This is a genomic window from Rhodococcus marinonascens NBRC 14363, assembly GCF_001894885.1.
GTDB lineage: Bacteria > Actinomycetota > Actinomycetes > Mycobacteriales > Mycobacteriaceae > Rhodococcus_F > Rhodococcus_F marinonascens.
Window position 1 is genome coordinate 69,730 of record NZ_BCXB01000013.1, and the last position, 15,646, is coordinate 85,375.

At 64.6% G+C, this 15,646-nt stretch carries 14 protein-coding genes and 1 tRNA gene; 7 read left to right on the forward strand and 8 right to left on the reverse strand.

Going from position 1 to position 15,646, the window contains the following annotated elements:
• Positions 1–65 precede the first annotated feature (65 nt).
• On the forward strand, positions 66–671 hold the full coding sequence (locus tag RM2_RS11435) for a helix-turn-helix domain-containing protein (RefSeq protein ID WP_174553850.1): 606 nt from the start codon (positions 66–68) through the stop codon (positions 669–671).
• On the opposite strand, the gene RM2_RS11440 is transcribed toward RM2_RS11435, so the two are convergent.
• Positions 661–2,859, reverse strand: a complete 2,199-nt coding sequence (locus tag RM2_RS11440; protein ID WP_072689185.1) for a glycosyltransferase family protein — start codon at positions 2,857–2,859, stop codon at positions 661–663. The genes RM2_RS11435 and RM2_RS11440 overlap by 11 nt on opposite strands.
• 66 nt (positions 2,860–2,925) lie before the next feature.
• On the opposite strand from RM2_RS11440, the gene RM2_RS11445 reads away from it, so the two are divergent.
• Together RM2_RS11445 and RM2_RS11450 are read left to right on the forward strand one after the other, a co-directional pair.
• A complete protein-coding gene (locus RM2_RS11445) occupies positions 2,926–3,729 on the forward strand; it encodes a glycosyltransferase (protein ID WP_072689187.1) in 804 nt (267 codons plus the stop codon).
• 82 nt (positions 3,730–3,811) lie between these two features.
• The gene (locus RM2_RS11450) at positions 3,812–5,701 is read left to right on the forward strand and encodes a glycosyltransferase (RefSeq protein WP_072689188.1); all 1,890 of its coding nucleotides are present in this window, start codon (positions 3,812–3,814) and stop codon (positions 5,699–5,701) included.
• A gap of 46 nt (positions 5,702–5,747) precedes the next feature.
• Here the strand turns inward: RM2_RS11450 and RM2_RS11455 are convergent, their stop codons facing one another.
• From RM2_RS11455 to RM2_RS11480, 6 genes are all read right to left on the reverse strand, one after another.
• Positions 5,748–6,623, reverse strand: a complete 876-nt coding sequence (locus tag RM2_RS11455; RefSeq protein WP_072689190.1) for a TylF/MycF/NovP-related O-methyltransferase — start codon at positions 6,621–6,623, stop codon at positions 5,748–5,750.
• 65 nt (positions 6,624–6,688) lie between these two features.
• Complete coding sequence (rsgA, locus tag RM2_RS11460; RefSeq protein WP_169846718.1) at positions 6,689–7,729, reverse strand: ribosome small subunit-dependent GTPase A; 1,041 nt, start codon at positions 7,727–7,729, stop codon at positions 6,689–6,691.
• 197 nt (positions 7,730–7,926) lie between these two features.
• Entirely contained in the window at positions 7,927–8,838 is a 912-nt protein-coding gene (glfT1, locus tag RM2_RS11465) for a galactofuranosyltransferase GlfT1 (RefSeq protein ID WP_072689193.1), read from the reverse strand.
• The gene (wzt, locus tag RM2_RS11470) at positions 8,835–9,713 is read right to left on the reverse strand and encodes a galactan export ABC transporter ATP-binding subunit Wzt/RfbE (protein WP_072689194.1); all 879 of its coding nucleotides are present in this window, start codon (positions 9,711–9,713) and stop codon (positions 8,835–8,837) included. Before wzt ends, glfT1 begins: the two co-directional genes overlap by 4 nt.
• Before the next feature lie 54 nt (positions 9,714–9,767).
• Positions 9,768–10,640 carry a galactan export ABC transporter permease subunit Wzm/RfbD gene (wzm, locus tag RM2_RS11475; protein WP_072689429.1) on the reverse strand — a complete coding sequence of 291 codons (873 nt, stop codon included), beginning with the start codon at positions 10,638–10,640 and terminating at the stop codon, positions 9,768–9,770.
• A gap of 37 nt (positions 10,641–10,677) precedes the next feature.
• On the reverse strand, positions 10,678–11,259 hold the full coding sequence (locus tag RM2_RS11480) for a bacterial proteasome activator family protein (RefSeq protein WP_072689195.1): 582 nt from the start codon (positions 11,257–11,259) through the stop codon (positions 10,678–10,680).
• A 132-nt stretch (positions 11,260–11,391) separates the two neighbouring features.
• Here RM2_RS11480 and RM2_RS11485 point away from each other — a divergent pair, with 132 nt between their 5' ends.
• Positions 11,392–12,594, forward strand: a complete 1,203-nt coding sequence (locus RM2_RS11485) for a cysteine desulfurase-like protein (RefSeq protein ID WP_072689197.1) — start codon at positions 11,392–11,394, stop codon at positions 12,592–12,594.
• Between the two features lie 131 nt (positions 12,595–12,725).
• Here the strand turns inward: RM2_RS11485 and RM2_RS11490 are convergent, their stop codons facing one another.
• A complete protein-coding gene (locus RM2_RS11490; RefSeq protein ID WP_072689198.1) occupies positions 12,726–13,721 on the reverse strand; it encodes an NAD(P)H-quinone oxidoreductase in 996 nt (331 codons plus the stop codon).
• A 123-nt stretch (positions 13,722–13,844) separates the two neighbouring features.
• On the opposite strand from RM2_RS11490, the gene RM2_RS11495 reads away from it, so the two are divergent.
• The 3 genes from RM2_RS11495 to RM2_RS11505 all read left to right on the forward strand — a co-directional run bounded on the left by RM2_RS11495 (position 13,845) and on the right by RM2_RS11505 (position 15,335).
• A complete protein-coding gene (locus RM2_RS11495) occupies positions 13,845–14,327 on the forward strand; it encodes a MarR family winged helix-turn-helix transcriptional regulator (protein ID WP_072689200.1) in 483 nt (160 codons plus the stop codon).
• Between the two features lie 42 nt (positions 14,328–14,369).
• Positions 14,370–14,456: transfer RNA gene (locus tag RM2_RS11500), tRNA-Ser, on the forward strand.
• Positions 14,457–14,921: 465 nt separating this feature from the next.
• Complete coding sequence (locus RM2_RS11505) at positions 14,922–15,335, forward strand: hypothetical protein (protein ID WP_072689201.1); 414 nt, start codon at positions 14,922–14,924, stop codon at positions 15,333–15,335.
• Positions 15,336–15,646: the final 311 nt, after the last annotated feature.

Below are 15,646 nucleotides of genomic sequence, written 5' to 3' on the forward strand. Positions count from 1 at the left end.
GTCGATTGTTTACCACCACTGAAAAATCTAGCAAAAATGTTTGCCGTTGTGGCAAAATTGTGGACATGACCGAAGACCTACCCGGCCTCGACGGAGTTCTCGACGCGGTGGGACCGCGACTGAAAGCGCTGCGCCGACAGCGGGACACGACCCTGGCCCAACTCTCCGACGCGACCGGGATCTCGGTCAGCACCCTTTCGCGCCTCGAATCCGGTCAGCGCAAACCCACCCTCGAGTTGATGCTTCTGCTGGCCCGTGCCCACCAACTCCCACTGGACGAACTCGTCGACGCGCCCGCCACCGGCGACCCGCGTGTCCACCTGCGACCCATCGAGCGCCACGGCTCGATCATTCTCCCGCTGACCCGTAGACCCGGTGGGATCCAGGCGTTCAAGCACGTGTTCCCACCGGGAAACCCGGCTGGAGAACCGCGTTTACAGGTCCATGAGGGCTACGAATGGCTTTATGTGCTGTCCGGTCGACTGCGACTGCTGCTCGGGGAACACGACGTGATCCTGACTCCGGGCGAGGTCGCCGAGTTCGACACCCACGTCCCGCACTGGTTCGGCAACCACGGGCCGCAACCGACGGAAATCCTCAGCCTCTTCGGACCGCAGGGCGAGCGCGCGCACGTTCGCGCGCGACCCGCGGGCGATCCTCCTACCTTCTGAGTGTGGTGGCCGCGCCGAGCTTGCGTCTACGCAGCATCGGATCGAGGACGGTCAGGATCAGCACCACGACCGCTCCGGCCCCGAACACCGTGACGGACAGGCGTTCCCGCGGCGGGTGGAACGTCACGATCAGCTCGTGATCACCCGGGGGTACGGCCACCTCGAGCAGACCGTGCCATCCCGCGTCGGCGTTCACCGTCTCGCCGTCGACGGTGGCGGAGTACCCGGGCCAGGCCAGTCGCGCGAATGACACGGTGCCTCCGCTTCCACCGATCCGTACGGTTTCGCGGGTGGCGCCAGCTTCCGATGCCAGCACCTCGACGCCGTCGGACGCATACGAGACCCTCCCGGGCAGCGGCAGCGGCAGTGGTATGTCGCGCTGCAATACCGTCCGGGAGTCGCTGAGTTCGGTGATGTGCCAGCCGGATGGCGGCGGCGAGGCCTGGACTTCCGGGAGGAGGGAATTCTGCACTACGAGCGTGGAGACGCGCAGGTAGTCGATCAGCGGAATGGCAATGTTCGCGTTCACCGACTGCCAGAGCGCGGCGTAGGCATCCGGGCACACCGCCCCGCGGTAGTCCATGCAGAGCGCGTTCTGGAACTCCGTGAACCCGATGCCGGTGTAGGCGTTGATACTGCCGGGAACGGACGACGCCATGATCTCGTTGCCGAACAGGATCCGTCCGGCGGTGATGTCCGCGGGGGAGGTGCTTTCGAGTTCGGCAATTTGGAGAACGGTGCCCTGGTATCGGTCGGTCTGCTCGGACAGCCTCGTGGTGCTGGACGGGTCGCTCCGACTGTCCGGGACGATGTCGTAAGTGAGCGAGTAGACCTGCGCCGCGGTCACCACCACCGTCCCGAGGACGAAGGCCGTGACGAGACCGCTCGTGCGCCGGGCTCGCCAGGCGGCGTACGCGACCACGCACAGCGCCGCGATGAGCAGCGCGAACAGGGCGTGCCTGCCGGTCAGGGCGGGCGACGAGGAGAATGCCAGATAGAACCCCAGCGCGATCAGTGCCGTGGATGCGGCGGCCCGCCTGCGGATCACGGTGCTCGCGATGCCCAGCGACAGGGCCAGCGACAGACCGATCACGACGCACAGGTACAGGTACTCGACCAGCCGGATCGGCCACCGGAACATTCCGACGTTCGACGGCCCGAACGTGAAGAGGAAGTAGACGAACGCGATCACGGCGAGGCTGATCAGGGGCCGCCCGTGTGCGCGCCGGAACTCGGCGGACGCGAACAGTGCACGGATGCGCTCCCATTGCAGCCACGGCAGGAGAGGCAGCACGAACCAGGCGAGGTACAGCGAGGGGATCACCTCGACCGGGCCGTCGAATGTCGTGATCACCGGCAGGTAGGACGGGCTGCTCATCGCGGCGGCACCGCCGATCTGCGGTTGCAGGAACGTGTCGTTGAAGATGCCGGTGCTGCCGGTGCGGCTCGTGACGTCCACGCTGAGAAACAGCGGCAGGTACGTGACCAGTGCCGCTGTGCCAGCGCACGCGCCGGTGATCGCCAGCACCAGCAACCGGAAGAATTTGCGTTCGATAAGCAGTCCGATCCCGATTCCGGAGAGGACGATCACGGCGCCGAGCGCGGCGTATGGGTTGCCCATGCTGATGGTCAGCGCACCGATCACGAATGTGAACAGTGGGTTCGTGCGTCCGCGGGACAGTCGCAGCGCGGACCACCAGAACAGCGTCACCCACGCCACGGCCATCATCCCGGAAGGCCAACCGCCGGCTTCGTAGAACAGGGTGAATCCGCTGAAGGGGATGGTCAGACCGGCCAGGATCGCCGGTGCGCGGCGGGCGCCGTATTCGCGGCACAGCAGATACGTGGCAAGGGCGAACAGCGCGAGGAATTCCGCCATGATCACAAATGCCGCGACCGAGAGGTCCTCGAACTTCGCGGTGAGCATGTAGTTGGCCAGGTTCACGGGGTTGTAGAGGCCGTAGGCGGCCTCGCCTGCGTAGTTCCCACCGATCCAGGCGTCGGGATTGACGGTGAGCCAGTGTCCGGCGAGGAGTTCGGTGCCGATCCGGTGCCATGACGGCACGAACGACTCCAGCATGTCGCCGCCGTAGTAGAAGCGGTTGTAGATGAGGCGGGGAACAATGGCGATCAGGGTCGCTGACACTGCGACACCGGCCGCGACAAGCCATTCGGGAACGCGTCGCATCGTCCTAGTAAACGACATGGGCGCAGACGTTGGCACGCCCGGACCCCGAGAGGCTAAGCTCCGCCGGTGAGTCTCTTCGGTCCTTGCCGCTATCGGATAGGCGCATGGGTGCATCCTGACCTGTCGGTCGTAATTCCAGCACACAATTCGGCCGCAGTCATCGAAAAGACCGTTCGGCGGCTGGCTGACCACTTGTCGGGGCACGATGCCGAGATCATCGTCGTAGAGAACGGGTCAAGCGACGACACCTTCGCTATCTGCACGCGCCTCGCCGAGGACTGGAGCGCCGGACCTGTCTCGTTCAAGGTATTGCAGAGTTCGAAAGGCATGGGCAACGCGCTGCGGGCCGGAGCGGGGGCGAGTCGCGGCGCGCACGTGCTCCTCACCGCCGACGATCTGCCGTTCGGGTTCGATGACCTCGACGGCGCTGAAAAGCTCGCAGCCGAACACGAGGGCCGCCTGCCCGTGGTCGTTATCGGATCCAAGGCGCACCCGGACTCGCACGTCCGGCGCGGTGCCCTGCGCGGAACTCTGACCTGGGGTTTCGCGGCGCTGCGCCGGGTGATTCTCGGTATGAGAACTGGCGACCCCCAGGGCACCGTCCTCATGGACGGCGAACTTATTCGCGGACTGGTTCCAGACCTCGCCGAACCCGGATTCTTGTTCACCACCGAACTCGTCCACCTCGTCGAGCGACTCGGCATTGTTCCGGTCGAGGTTCCGGTCCGTCTGAGCGAAGACCATGACAGCCACGAAACACGCATATCCAGGGCCGATGTGCTTGCGATGGGGATGGGACTATTCCGGTTGCGGACGCGTCACGGGGACCGCAATCGCGTCGTGTGGTCGGGGAGCGCACCGCGTAGTTGATATTCTTCGAACCGAGAAAGAGCATCGCGGCTTGGTCGTGGTGTGGTCGACCCACCTTTCGCGGGGAACAAGTAGGAGCGCTATGAACGAGTCCACGTCGGTAGCACCTGTCGACGGGAGTACGGCCGCGGTGCGGAGTGCTCTTACCGAGCATCGTGCGCCCGACCGGCTCGTGGTGGCGCGAGGTCTCTTCACGGGACCGACCACCCGTGTCAAGGACGACCTGTACGCGAGGATCATCAAGGGTCGCGCACACCGCGAGCGAAATATCGTGCACCTCGAGAAGGGTGCGAAGGTCGACACCGACACCTATTTCGGCCGGTTCCCGGCCAGCTACTTCCAGCGGTGGACCACCGTCACCGAGGTCACGGTCGGGTTCCGGCACGAGGCCGCCGGGCGAGGCGCGGTGGCGCTGCGCGGCTCCGACTCGGGCGGCCACTCCCGCGTCCTCGCGACCGCGGAGATCGACGGGTCCGGAACGGCCCGGCTCTCCGCGAAACTCGACACATACCTCGATGGCGGCTGCATGTGGGTCGAGTTCACAGCTGTCGACGGCGCTCTTGCCGTGAGCGAACTGGAGTGGACGGTCGCGGCGCCGTCGGTGATCCGGCCGGCCGCGATCGCGATCTGCACTTTTAATCGTGCGGACGACTGCGCGGACACGGTCGCCGCCATCGCGAACGACTCCACCATGGTGTCGAGCATCGACGCCGTGTACGTGGTGGACCAGGGCACTGACCACGTGTCGGACCGTGCGAGGTTCACCGAGGTCGCCGAGGCCCTCGGCGACAAACTCGTATACCTGCGACAGCCGAACCTTGGCGGGGCCGGCGGATTCACCCGCGGCATGTACGAGGTATCGGCCATCAACGAGCACGCCAATCTGATCCTGATGGACGACGACATCCTGTGCGAGCCGGAGTCCATTCTGCGGATGAACGCGTTCGCGAACGTGACCACGGAACCGACGCTGGTGGGCGCGCAGATGCTGTACCTGATGAACCCGGACCACCTGCACGTCAGTGCCGAGGAAGCGGACCTGTCCAGGCTCAAGGCAGGCCGATGGGCGGCCGGATCGCGGCACGACGTCAACCTGCTCAAAAAGAAGCAGCACAAGCGCGTCGACGCGGGCTACAACGCGTGGTGGTCGTGTCTGATCCCAGCCGAAGTAGTCGCCGAGATCGGTCTCCCACTGCCGATGTTCTTCCAGTGGGACGACATCGAGTACGGCATCCGCGCCCGGGCCGCCGGATTCGTCACCGTCACGCTGCCCGGCGCCGGCGTGTGGCACGCCGACTTCCACTGGAAGGACCGCGACGACTGGGCCAAGTACTTCAGCACCCGCAACTCGCTCATCGCCGCCGCACTGCACAGCGAGTTCGATGCAAAGTCCTTGAGCAGGTTGATGACGCGGGAGATCACCCGGTACCTCGTGTCAATGCAATACGGATTGGCGTACACCATGATTCGCGGCATCGAGGACTTCCTCGAGGGGCCGCGGATACTCGAGGACGGCGGTCAGGCCGTGCTGGCCTCGATTCGTGAGGAGCGCAAGCAGTTCCCGGAAACGGTCAAGCATCTGGCGACGAACATTCCCGGCATCCGTAACGCCGACCTCGTCACCCGGTATGCCGGTTTCGAGCCGGACAAGAGCAGGCTCGACATCGTGCTGGCCAAGCGTGTCGCATACCAGTGGCTCGGCCGTACCCAGCGCGGAGTGGCCAGTATCCCAGTGGCAGAAGCGCACTGGTGGCACGTGTCGCTGTTCGACACCGCCGTCATCACCGACGCCTCCCAGTCCGGCGTCCGGGTGCGCCGCCGCGACAAGGACGCTGCCCGTGAGCTCACGGCCCGAACCGCAAAGCTCATGAAGCGGTTCCGTGAGGATGCGTCGGCGACGCAACGCGAGTACCGGGATGCGTTGCCGCGTCTCACCAGTCGTGAGAACTGGGCCCGCCTATATGGGCAGTAGCGGTGTCCGGACTGCCCGCCTGCGCAAAGCGGGACGTTCGGTGTCGCTAGAGCGGTGAAATCGGCGCGGAGATCCGCACGACCACCTGCTCATGATTTGCGGTGTAACTCAGGTACTCGAAGCGGATGCCCGTGCGATCGACAAATTCCTGCCAGGCCCGGTACTCGTGCTCCTGCCACCCGGGGAAGTTGAAGAACTGGTCGAACACGATCACCGTGCCCGCGACGAGCCGATACCCCAGGCGGTCCAGTACCGACTCGGTGGACGAGTACAGGTCGGCGTCGAGGTGCACGAACGATACGGGTCCGGGGTGTTCCTCGAGGAAGCCCGACAACGTGTCCTCGAAGAGTCCCTGCACTAGCTGCGCACCGCGCACCTGCGGCAACTTCTCCTGTGCGAACTCCCCGGCAGGGAATCCGGTGCGCCAGGTCTGCGGAAGTCCGGAGAACACGTCGAAGCCGAACACCTCTTGCTCTGCGTCCTTCAACTGCTCGACGATGATCTCGAGGGTGGTGCCCGACGCGACCCCGAACTCGAGGGCGAGCCCCTCGATCTCGACTCGGGACAGGCCGTAGCGCAGCGTGTCGTGCGGACTCCAGAACACGGGTGCCTTCGGCATGTGTTCGAGCACGAACGCCGCCGACTGGTTCGTGGCCCGCATATCCAGCGCCTGGGTGATATCACGGCGGGTCTGCCGCTCCAGTTCGCTGAGCCGTTGCTGAACGTCGGAGATCTCGACGCGGGCGTTCGACAGTTCGGACAGCACCCGCGCGAGTTCCTGGTTGGTCGCGCTGAGTTCGGCCAGTGTCTGGTCGTGGTGGTTCTCGGTCAAGTGGCGGGAGCGGCGGTCCGATTCGGTCAAAACCTCGGACACAGCGCGTTGAAGTTCGAGACGGTTCCTTCTCCGCATGTGAGCGAACATATATCTATGTTGCCAGCCCGCATCCCGGTTCAAGGGTCGAACCGGGATGCGAGTTGGACGCGGCGTCAGCGGCGCTTGTTGCGGACCATCTGTCGTTGCAATTGAGTGATGGCCTTCATCTCACGCCCACGATCGGCTCGAAGTCGAACGTCGGTGCGTGCCGCGATCCGCCTGTTCTCGCGAATCAGCTTGCGGTAGCTGATAATTCTCCGCTCAGGGAGTTCACCGCACTCCACCGCCTCGAGTACCGCGCAGCCGGGTTCGGTCTCGTGTGAGCAGTCTTTGAACCGGCAATGCGTCGACAACTCGTCGATTTCCGGAAACGCTTTGTCGATTCCGTCGGCTGCATCCCACATGCCGACCCCGCGCAACCCGGGCGTGTCGATCAACGTTCCGCCGTGTGGGAGCGGCACCAGCTCCCGGTGGGCAGTCGTGTGACGACCCTTGTTGTCGCCGTCGCGGACGCGTCCGGTGGCCAGGAGGTCGGCGCCGAGCAACGCGTTGGCGAGCGTCGACTTGCCCGCCCCCGACGCGCCGATCAGCGCGATGGTCCCGGTGAGCACCGCTGTGAGTACGTCGAGGCCGTCGCCGGTATCGCCGCTCACTGCGATCACGGTGACGGCGGGGGCCACCGCGGCCACTTCCGAAATTACGATTGAAACATCTTGTGCAATATCAGATTTGGTGAGGGCAACAACCGGCTGGGCGCCGCTCTCCCATGCGAGCGCCAGGAGGCGTTCGATGCGTCCGAGATCTAGGACGGTGTCGAGCGCCGCGGTGATGACTACCGTGTCGACATTGGTCGCGAGGAGTTGCCCCTCGGACCGGCCGGATGCGGAAGATCGGACGATAGCGCTGCGCCGGGGGAGAAGATCGGCGACGGCGATCTCGTCGCCCCGAGCGACAAGTGTCACCCAGTCGCCGGTGCAGAGAACGTGATCTGCGGTGTGCGCCGAGGCGATGCCGCGCGATACCGCCACATCGCACTGTCCGCGATTTACGCGGATCACCCGCCCGGGTTCGCGGTGATCGGTCAGGTAGTTGTCAAAGGTGTGGGAAAGCGTGTCGTTCCAGCCGTAGGAAATGAGTTGACCAGTGTCGAACATGATGGATGTGATCCTCGGGTCGATGAGCGCCGACCGGACCACAGCACGGGTTCGGTCAGGCGACGGGGAAGGGGGAGTGGACGCACGCGGCGTCAACCGACGAGACAGTCATCGGATACTCACTCCTTCGCGACACTTCGAGATCTTTGATCGGATCGAAACGATGCTGCCACACAGCGGCATCGAGCACAAACGAATTACGGGCGCTCGAACCGTTCCAGGCGGCCCAGTTTCCGCAGTCGCATCCACTCCCGCAAGCCTTGCGGATCACGTCTCGTGACGAGGAAATACCACCCGAACCGCACCCACTCCTGCGGAAGCAATTTCCGCATACCAGGCTGCGACAGTAGATAGCCGCGGTTGCGGTAGGTGAAGAACCGCTTGGTCTCGTTGTCCGGGTATTGGGTGTGCATCCGGCCGCCGAGGATCGGCTTGAATTCCTCCGCGCCGTTCGGGTGCACGTACGCCGTCTGCAGGCAGGTGCCGAACGGCAGCCCGGAGCGCACCAGTCTGCGATGGACCTCTACCTCGTCCCCCCTGACGAACAGGCGAAGATCGGGCACGCCGACCGCGTCGATGGCGGACGCGCGAAACAGGGCGCCGTTGAACAGTGACGCGATACCCGGCAGCAGGTCGGCCGAGTCGTCACCTTCGATGAACAGTTCGGAGCGTAGCCGTCGCCACTGAAGGCCGCGACGCAGCGGGAACGCGAGGCGGTCGGGGTCGTCGATATCGCAGACCACGGGTGACACCTCCGCCAAGCCGTGCCGTTGCGCGCAGTCGAGGAGCGTCTCGAGAACCTTCGGTCCTTCGGGGCGTCCGTCGTCGTCGGCGAGCCATACCCAGTCGGCACCGAGTGAGAGTGCGTAGAGGATTCCGAGCGCGAAGCCGCCGGCCCCACCGAGGTTGTGCTGCGAGCCGACGTAGCTGGCGGGGATCCCGGAGGTCTCGACCAGTGTGCGCACTTCGTCCTCGGCGGCGTTGTCTACGACGACCAGATGGTCCAGCGGCCGGGTCTGTGCGCTCAGCACCTTCAACGATTCCGACAGCAACTCGCGGCGCTTGTGGGTGACGACGACGCCCACGATCCGCTCGGCAGCAATGCTCACGTGGACTCCGACTCGGTTTCCGTGGCGGTGTGTTCAGCCGAGGAGTCCGAAGCGGCGGAGGACGCATTCAGATCGGACTTCTCCCGCTCCATCTCGTGGATGACGTGCCGGACGTGGTTTGCGGCGTCCTCACCCTCGTACGCTCGGACGACGTCTTCGATGCCGCCTCGTTGCCGGACCTGACCGTGGTCGATCCACATGGCGGAGTCGCAGAGTTGGGCTAGGAACTCGTTGGAGTGGCTGGCGAACACCAAGATGCCCGAGCGTTCGACGAGTGCCTGCAGACGGATCCGCGCCTTCTTCATGAATTCCGCGTCGACGGCGCCGATGCCCTCGTCGAGCAGCAGGATCTCAGGGTCGATGCTGGTCACGACTCCCATGGCGACGCGCACACGCATACCGGTGGAGTACGTGCGCAGTGGCATCGACAGATATTCTCCCAATTCGGTGAACTCGGCGATTTCGTCCATCTTCGCGAGCATCTGCTTCCGCGTCTGCCCGAGGAACAGTCCGCGGATGATGATGTTCTCGTAGCCGGAGATCTCTGGGTCCATGCCGACGCCGAGGTCGAAGACCGGCGCCACCCGTCCGCGGATGTGGGCGCTGCCGCGGGTGGGTTCGTAGATGCCGGACAGTAGTCGTAGCAGCGTCGACTTTCCGGCGCCGTTGTGACCGACCAGGCCGATCCGGTCACCTTCCTTCAGCGAAAGGTTGATGTCGCGCAGGGCCTCGACCACCACGACATCCGAGGTGTTGCGCCTGATGGATCCGCCGGCCTTGCCGAGAAACGCCTTCTTCAGTGACCGGGACTTGGCATCGAAGATCGGGAAGTCGACACAGGCGTCCCGCGTCTCGATGCTCACGTGCTTCGTCATGGACCCTCGCCTCGCTTGAGCGTTGTCTTCGAGCGTTGTCATGGCCAACCCCCTCTATACCCAGTAGGGCACACGGGCCCGATACTTGCGAAGCGCGAGGATGGCGGCGGTCCATCCAGCGGCGGTGATGGCAAAGACGATGTACCAGTGATACGCCTGCTGGGGCTGTCCGATCATGGGCGCGCGCACGATGTCGAGATAGTGGAACAGCGGATTGATCTCGGCAAGCTTGACCCGCTTGGCGGCTTCTGGGCCCCGGTCCGACAGGCTCTGCGTGGTCCACATGATCGGCGTCAGCACGAACAGCAGAAGCGTGAGGCTGCCGAGGATCGGCGAGATATCGCGGTAACGGGTGGCGAAGATCCCGAACATGATCGACACCCAAGCGGCATTGAGGACGATCAGTGCGATCGCCGGGATCGCGGTCAGTGACATCCAGGTCAGGTGCCGCCACACCCCGAACGCGAACAGCATGATCACGTAGATCAGGAGGTTGTGGGCGAACAGCAGTAGCTGCCGCCACACCAGTCGGTAGACGTGGACGCTCAACGCCGAGGGCAACTGCTTGATCAGCCCCTCGTTTGCAATGAACACATCCGATCCCTCGAGGATGCTCGCGGCGATCAGGTTCCACACGATCAGACCCACCGTGACGTACGGCAGGAACTCGTTCAGCGGGATGTTCAACAGGGCGGAGTAGAGGATGCCCATCGCCGCAGCCTGCACACCGGTCGCGATCGTGATCCAGAACGGGCCGATCACCGACCGCCGGTAACGCTGCTTGATGTCCTGCCAGCCGAGGCTCAGCCACAGCTCACGTTGAGTGAAGCCGTCTCTGAGATCCTTGAACGCACGACGGAAGGTCTGCGAATCGGACGCCGGGTGCGGATCGCCCGAGGCCCCGGTTTCGATAGCGGATGCTGACACGGCCACCGAGCCTACCGGGAGGACAGTTCCGCCTGTACTACAAGTACTGGCCAGTACCGCCCGACTGAGATCCGTGGTCGGGATTCTGTGCAGGGTGGGGGTTGCCGATACTCATGCCCGGAGGCAGTGCACCCTGTCGTATCTGCTCGAGCTGTGAACGCGCCGCCATCTGCTGAGCGAACAGGGCCGTCTGGATCCCGTGGAACAACCCCTCCAGCCATCCGACCAACTGCGCCTGCGCGATGCGGATCTCGGCGTCGGTAGGAACGGTGTCGTCAGTGAAGGGCAGCGTGAGCCGTTCGAGTTCGTCGCGCAATTCGGGGGCCAGGCCCTGCTCGAGCTCATGGATCGACGACTTGTGGATCGCCTTCAGCCGGTTGCGGCTCGCGTCGTCGAGAGGTGCCGCGCGCACCTCTTCGAGGAGTTGCTTGATCATTGTCCCGATACGCATGACCTTGGCCGGTTGTTCCACCATGCCGGCCAGTGATTCGAGTTGGTTTTCCTTCTCACTGTCGCCTGAATCGGGGTCTGCGGCCCCGTCCGGGTGCTCGGCGGCAGGGGTCGTCACAGGCTGACCGTCGGGGCCTATCACGACGTCTTCATTCTCCGAGTTCGTCATGCGTCCATCTTGTCTGGTCCTGGTCAGGGATGTGCGGGTGCACCCACTTTCCGGCGTTCCATCGCTCGTTGCGCTGCACAACAAGCGATGGCTGGCGTCGGTAGTATTGACTGAGGTCTTAGAGTGTCGTGCATGGCTTACGACGTTGCCCGTGTACGGGGACTGATCCCGTCACTCGGCGATGGTTGGATTCACCTCGATCCGCAGAGCGGCATGCAGATTCCGGACGCGGTGTCACGCACAGTCTCGACAGCCTTCAGGGCGTCCGCCTCTTCTTCGACCGGGCAGCATGTCTCCAGCCGACGCAGTGCGGCGGTACTCGATGCTGCTCGGGCAGCCGTCGCAGACCTGGTCGGGGGCGATCCCGAGGGGGTCGTACTCGGCCCCGACCGATCCGTTCTGCTGGCCTGGCTGGCGGAATCGTTGAGCACGCGACTGGGCCTTGGAACCGGGTTGGTCCTGTCCCGGCTCGACGAGGAAGCCAATGTTGCGCCCTGGCTGCGTGTCGCCAGCCGGTATGGCGCCCAGGTGCGGTGGGCGGAGGTCGAGATCGAGACGTGTGAACTTCCCAGTTGGCAGTTCCAGGACCTCATCACCAGCACCACCCGCCTCGTCGCGCTCACCGCGGCATCACCGATCGTCGGCTCGGCGCCCAATGTCCGCGTCGCAGCGGACAGGATTCACGAAGTGGGCGGACTGATGATCGTCGACGCGATCGGCGCAGCACCCTACGCCCACGTCGACATCAACGAACTCGGCGCCGACGTCGTCGCCGTCGGTGCCACGTCCTGGGGCGGACCGCAGGTCGGCGCCCTCGTTTTCCGCGACCCCGCGATGCTCGATCGCATCCCTGCGGTGTCCCTCAATCCGTACGCGCGGGGTGTCGAACGGCTCGAGGTCGGGGCGCATCAGTTCGCGCTGCTCGCCGGACTCACGACATCGATCGATTTCCTTGCCAACCTCGACGAGTCGGCCACAGGTTCGCGGAGTCAGAAACTCGAAGCGTCCATCAGTTCGCTGCAGAACTACCATGACAGCCTGTTCGACCACCTCATGTCCTCGCTCAATCGTCTTCCTCATGTCATGGTCATCGGGCGTTCGCCCAGCCGCGTTCCCGCGCTCAGTTTCACCGTCGCCGGGATTTCGGCAGACAAGGTGGCGTCGCACCTCGCCGACAAGCGCATCGCGACGGTCAGCGGCGTCCACGGCGGTTCGCGCCTGCTCGACGCACTTGGTGTCAACGACGAGGGCGGTGCCGTCACCATTGGACTCGCGCCCTACACCACCCGCTACGAAATCGACCAACTCGTGAGCGAGCTCGCTGCGCTCAGCTGACCTTGCCCAGTTCTGCCCGCCCACCCCTACCCGCCCGCTGCTACCTGGACGCCCGCAACAGGCCACCGCGCCCAATGTCACATGCGTTTAGTTGGTGTAGCCGAATGTGACATCGGGCGACGGCTGGGAGGTCAGTTCCGCGGAATCGTGAGGATCACTTTGCCGACGGTGTCCGCCGAGTCCAGCAACTCGTGCGCGTGGGGTGCATCGGTGATCGGTAGCTCGGCCGACACGACCGGGTGAACGGCTCCCTCGGCGATGAGTGGCCACAGACGTGCGGTGACGTCGGCAACGATGTTCGCCTTGCCCCTGCGTCCGGTCTCCGGGCGTCCGCGCAGTCCGGCCGCTGTCAGGTGGGCGCGTTTGGCCATCAGCGCGCCCAGGTCCAGCTCGCCCGTACGGCCGCCCTGCATGCCGATGACGACGAGCCGCCCGTCCGAGGCGAGCGTGTCGACATTGCGGCCCAGGTAGGAACCGCCCATGTTGTCGAGGATCACGTCAGCACCGTGCCCGTCTGTCGCCGTACGGATCTCTTCGACGAAATCGGTTTCGCGGTAGTTCACGAGAATGTCCGCACCGAGTTCCCGGCAGCGTGCCAGCTTCGCCTCGGAGCCCGCCGTGACAGCGACGCGGGCTCCGAGTGCGACTGCCACTTGGATGGCGTGAGTGCCGATTCCGCTGCCTCCGCCGTGGACCAGCAGTACCTCGCCGCGGGACAGACCGGCGCCCATGACGATGTTCGACCACACCGTGCACGCGACCTCCGGCAGCGAGGCCGCGACCAGTAGATCCACGCCTTCGGGCAGTGGCATCAACTGTGACGCGGGAACGGCCACACGTTCCGCGTAACCCCCGCCTGCGAGGAGTGCGCACACCTGGTCACCGACCGACCACGCAGTGACGCCCTCACCGAGTTCGGCGACGGTCCCAGAGCACTCGAGTCCGAGAATGTCGCTGGTACCCGGCGGCGGCGGGTAGAACCCCTGACGCTGCATCAGGTCAGCACGGTTGACCGCCGTCGCGGCCACGTCGAGGAGAACATGTCCGGGCGGAAGAATTGGGTCGGGCTGCTGCGCCCACTTCATGACTTCAGGGCTGCCCGGCTGATCGATCGTGATGGCATACATGGATACGACGCTAGCGAAATGCGTCGGCGCCTGGCGGCTGTGAGCAATCACGGTTGCCGTGTCGGGTGATTGGGATCTGTACGCCTACTGGAAAGCGCTATCGCGCTAGTAGAATGTGAACTCGTGACAGCAGAGGCTTCCGACGCAGAACTGGCGACCCCCTGGCTGTCCCGTGCCGAGATGCGAGCATGGCGTAGCTACTTGGAGGCCAACCAGCGGCTGATGGATGTTCTCAATCGGGATCTGCAGGAGAAACACGACCTCTCACTTGCGGATTACCGGATTCTGGTGCTGCTGTCCGAGTCGGCCGACGGTTCGCTGCGGATGAGCGATCTCGCCGACGGAGTGCTGTCCTCGCGTAGCCGCCTCACCCACCAAATCCGGCGGATGGAAGGGCATGGCATGGTCACCCGCGGCACCTGTCTCGAGGATGGCCGTGGTGTTCTCGCGGTAATCACCGACGAAGGTCGCGCCCGACTGGCGGCGGCGGCGCCGACTCACGTGGCCGGGGTGCGCCGCAATCTCGTCGATCTGCTGACCGGCCCCCAACTCGAACTTCTCGCCGACGTGTTCGAACGGGTCAGCAGGACAATCGGCGAACCCTGACCGGTTTCCTGTGGGCGAACCCTTACCGATAAGATCGCCCACGGAAGCGTGGCAGAGCGGCCGAATGCACTCGCCTTGAAAGCGAGCGTGGCGTTAAACCCACCGGGGGTTCAAATCCCTCCGCTTCCGCCGGAGCCCCTCACCTGTTGTTGCAGGTGGGGGGCTTTTTAGTGCCCTCGGGAAGGGTGTTCATTCTGCGTTTGGCCACATACTCGTCCGACAACAGCACGGGCACCCTTTCATGCGCTCAGAGGGCAACCAGGGGGCAAAGCACACACATCGCGAATCACCTAGGTTTCTGCGCATCGGGAATTGGCGTGCTCAGGGACCGAATGCACCAGACCCAGACCCATCTGCGACTCGCGAACACCCTGGCCCGTCTACTGGTTGTGTTCCACCGGGTCCGATCAGGGGACACCCGACACCCCCAGACGGCTGGTCCGATCAGGGGACACCCCCGGCCAGTATTCGGAGCAGACTAGCTAGGAACCAGCAGTACCTGCCGGGAGGAAATTCGAGCGTGCTCTTTCGATACCAACCGGTGCTCACACGCACGCGGACTTGCGTGCGGGAACAACCGTAAAGAGGAATACTTTGAACAAGTCAGTACGTACCGCCGCCACCGCTGTCCTGGCCGCCCCGCTCCTCGCTGCCGCGTTCGCGGCCCCGGCCACCGCGGCAGCCGACAACGTCACCCCCCGCTCGCCGGTAGTGGAAAACGGGGGAACCGAGACCCCGAGCACGGGCAGCCTCGGCGACCTGGGCGCCCTGATCGGCGACCTGGGCAACCTGCTCGGCGGCCTGGGCGACCAGGGCAACGATCAGGGCAACGATCAGGGCAACCTGCTCGGCGCCCTGCTCGGCGGCCTGGGCAACGATCAGGGCAACCTGGGCGGCGGCCTGGGCAACGATCAGGGCAACGATCAGGGCAACCTGGGCGGCGGCCTGGGCAACGATCAGGGCAACCTGGGCAACGATCAGGGCAACCTGCTCGGCGACCTGGGCTGACCCAACCCCCGGCTTCCCTGCCCAGTACACGGTCAGAATGTCCCGTTTGGTTTTGTCCCGAAGAATTGCCCTACCGGACTCCTGCGGATATGCCGGAATCAGACTTGAGCGACGCCGCAAACAGGACGAGCCCCCGAACGCATGACGTGCAGGACAGGCATGCTCAGTGGGTGTTCTGATTACCGATCCTCGAACAGGACACCAGAACGACCGATCCGAGACCATGAGCGTCTGAGAAACACCAGGTCGCCAGTCCCGATCCGGTGCCGATCATTGCTGTCCTGCGTAGGTCGTCTAAACAGGACTAGAGA

What these genes read in the sequence shown, in the direction of transcription:
- RM2_RS11440 (WP_072689185.1), bottom strand. Translation starts at nt 2,859, where the DNA reads ATGCGACGCGTTCCCGAATGGCTTGTCGCGGCCGGTGTCGCAGTGTCA.
- RM2_RS11485 (WP_072689197.1), top strand. Translation starts at nt 11,392, where the DNA reads ATGGCTTACGACGTTGCCCGTGTACGGGGACTGATCCCGTCACTCGGC.
- rsgA (WP_169846718.1), bottom strand. Translation starts at nt 7,729, where the DNA reads ATGTTCGACACTGGTCAACTCATTTCCTACGGCTGGAACGACACGCTT.
- RM2_RS11480 (WP_072689195.1), bottom strand. Translation starts at nt 11,259, where the DNA reads ATGACGAACTCGGAGAATGAAGACGTCGTGATAGGCCCCGACGGTCAG.
- RM2_RS11435 (WP_174553850.1), top strand. Translation starts at nt 66, where the DNA reads ATGACCGAAGACCTACCCGGCCTCGACGGAGTTCTCGACGCGGTGGGA.
- wzt (WP_072689194.1), bottom strand. Translation starts at nt 9,713, where the DNA reads ATGACGAAGCACGTGAGCATCGAGACGCGGGACGCCTGTGTCGACTTC.
- RM2_RS11490 (WP_072689198.1), bottom strand. Translation starts at nt 13,721, where the DNA reads ATGTATGCCATCACGATCGATCAGCCGGGCAGCCCTGAAGTCATGAAG.
- RM2_RS11455 (WP_072689190.1), bottom strand. Translation starts at nt 6,623, where the DNA reads ATGTTCGCTCACATGCGGAGAAGGAACCGTCTCGAACTTCAACGCGCT.
- RM2_RS11450 (WP_072689188.1), top strand. Translation starts at nt 3,812, where the DNA reads ATGAACGAGTCCACGTCGGTAGCACCTGTCGACGGGAGTACGGCCGCG.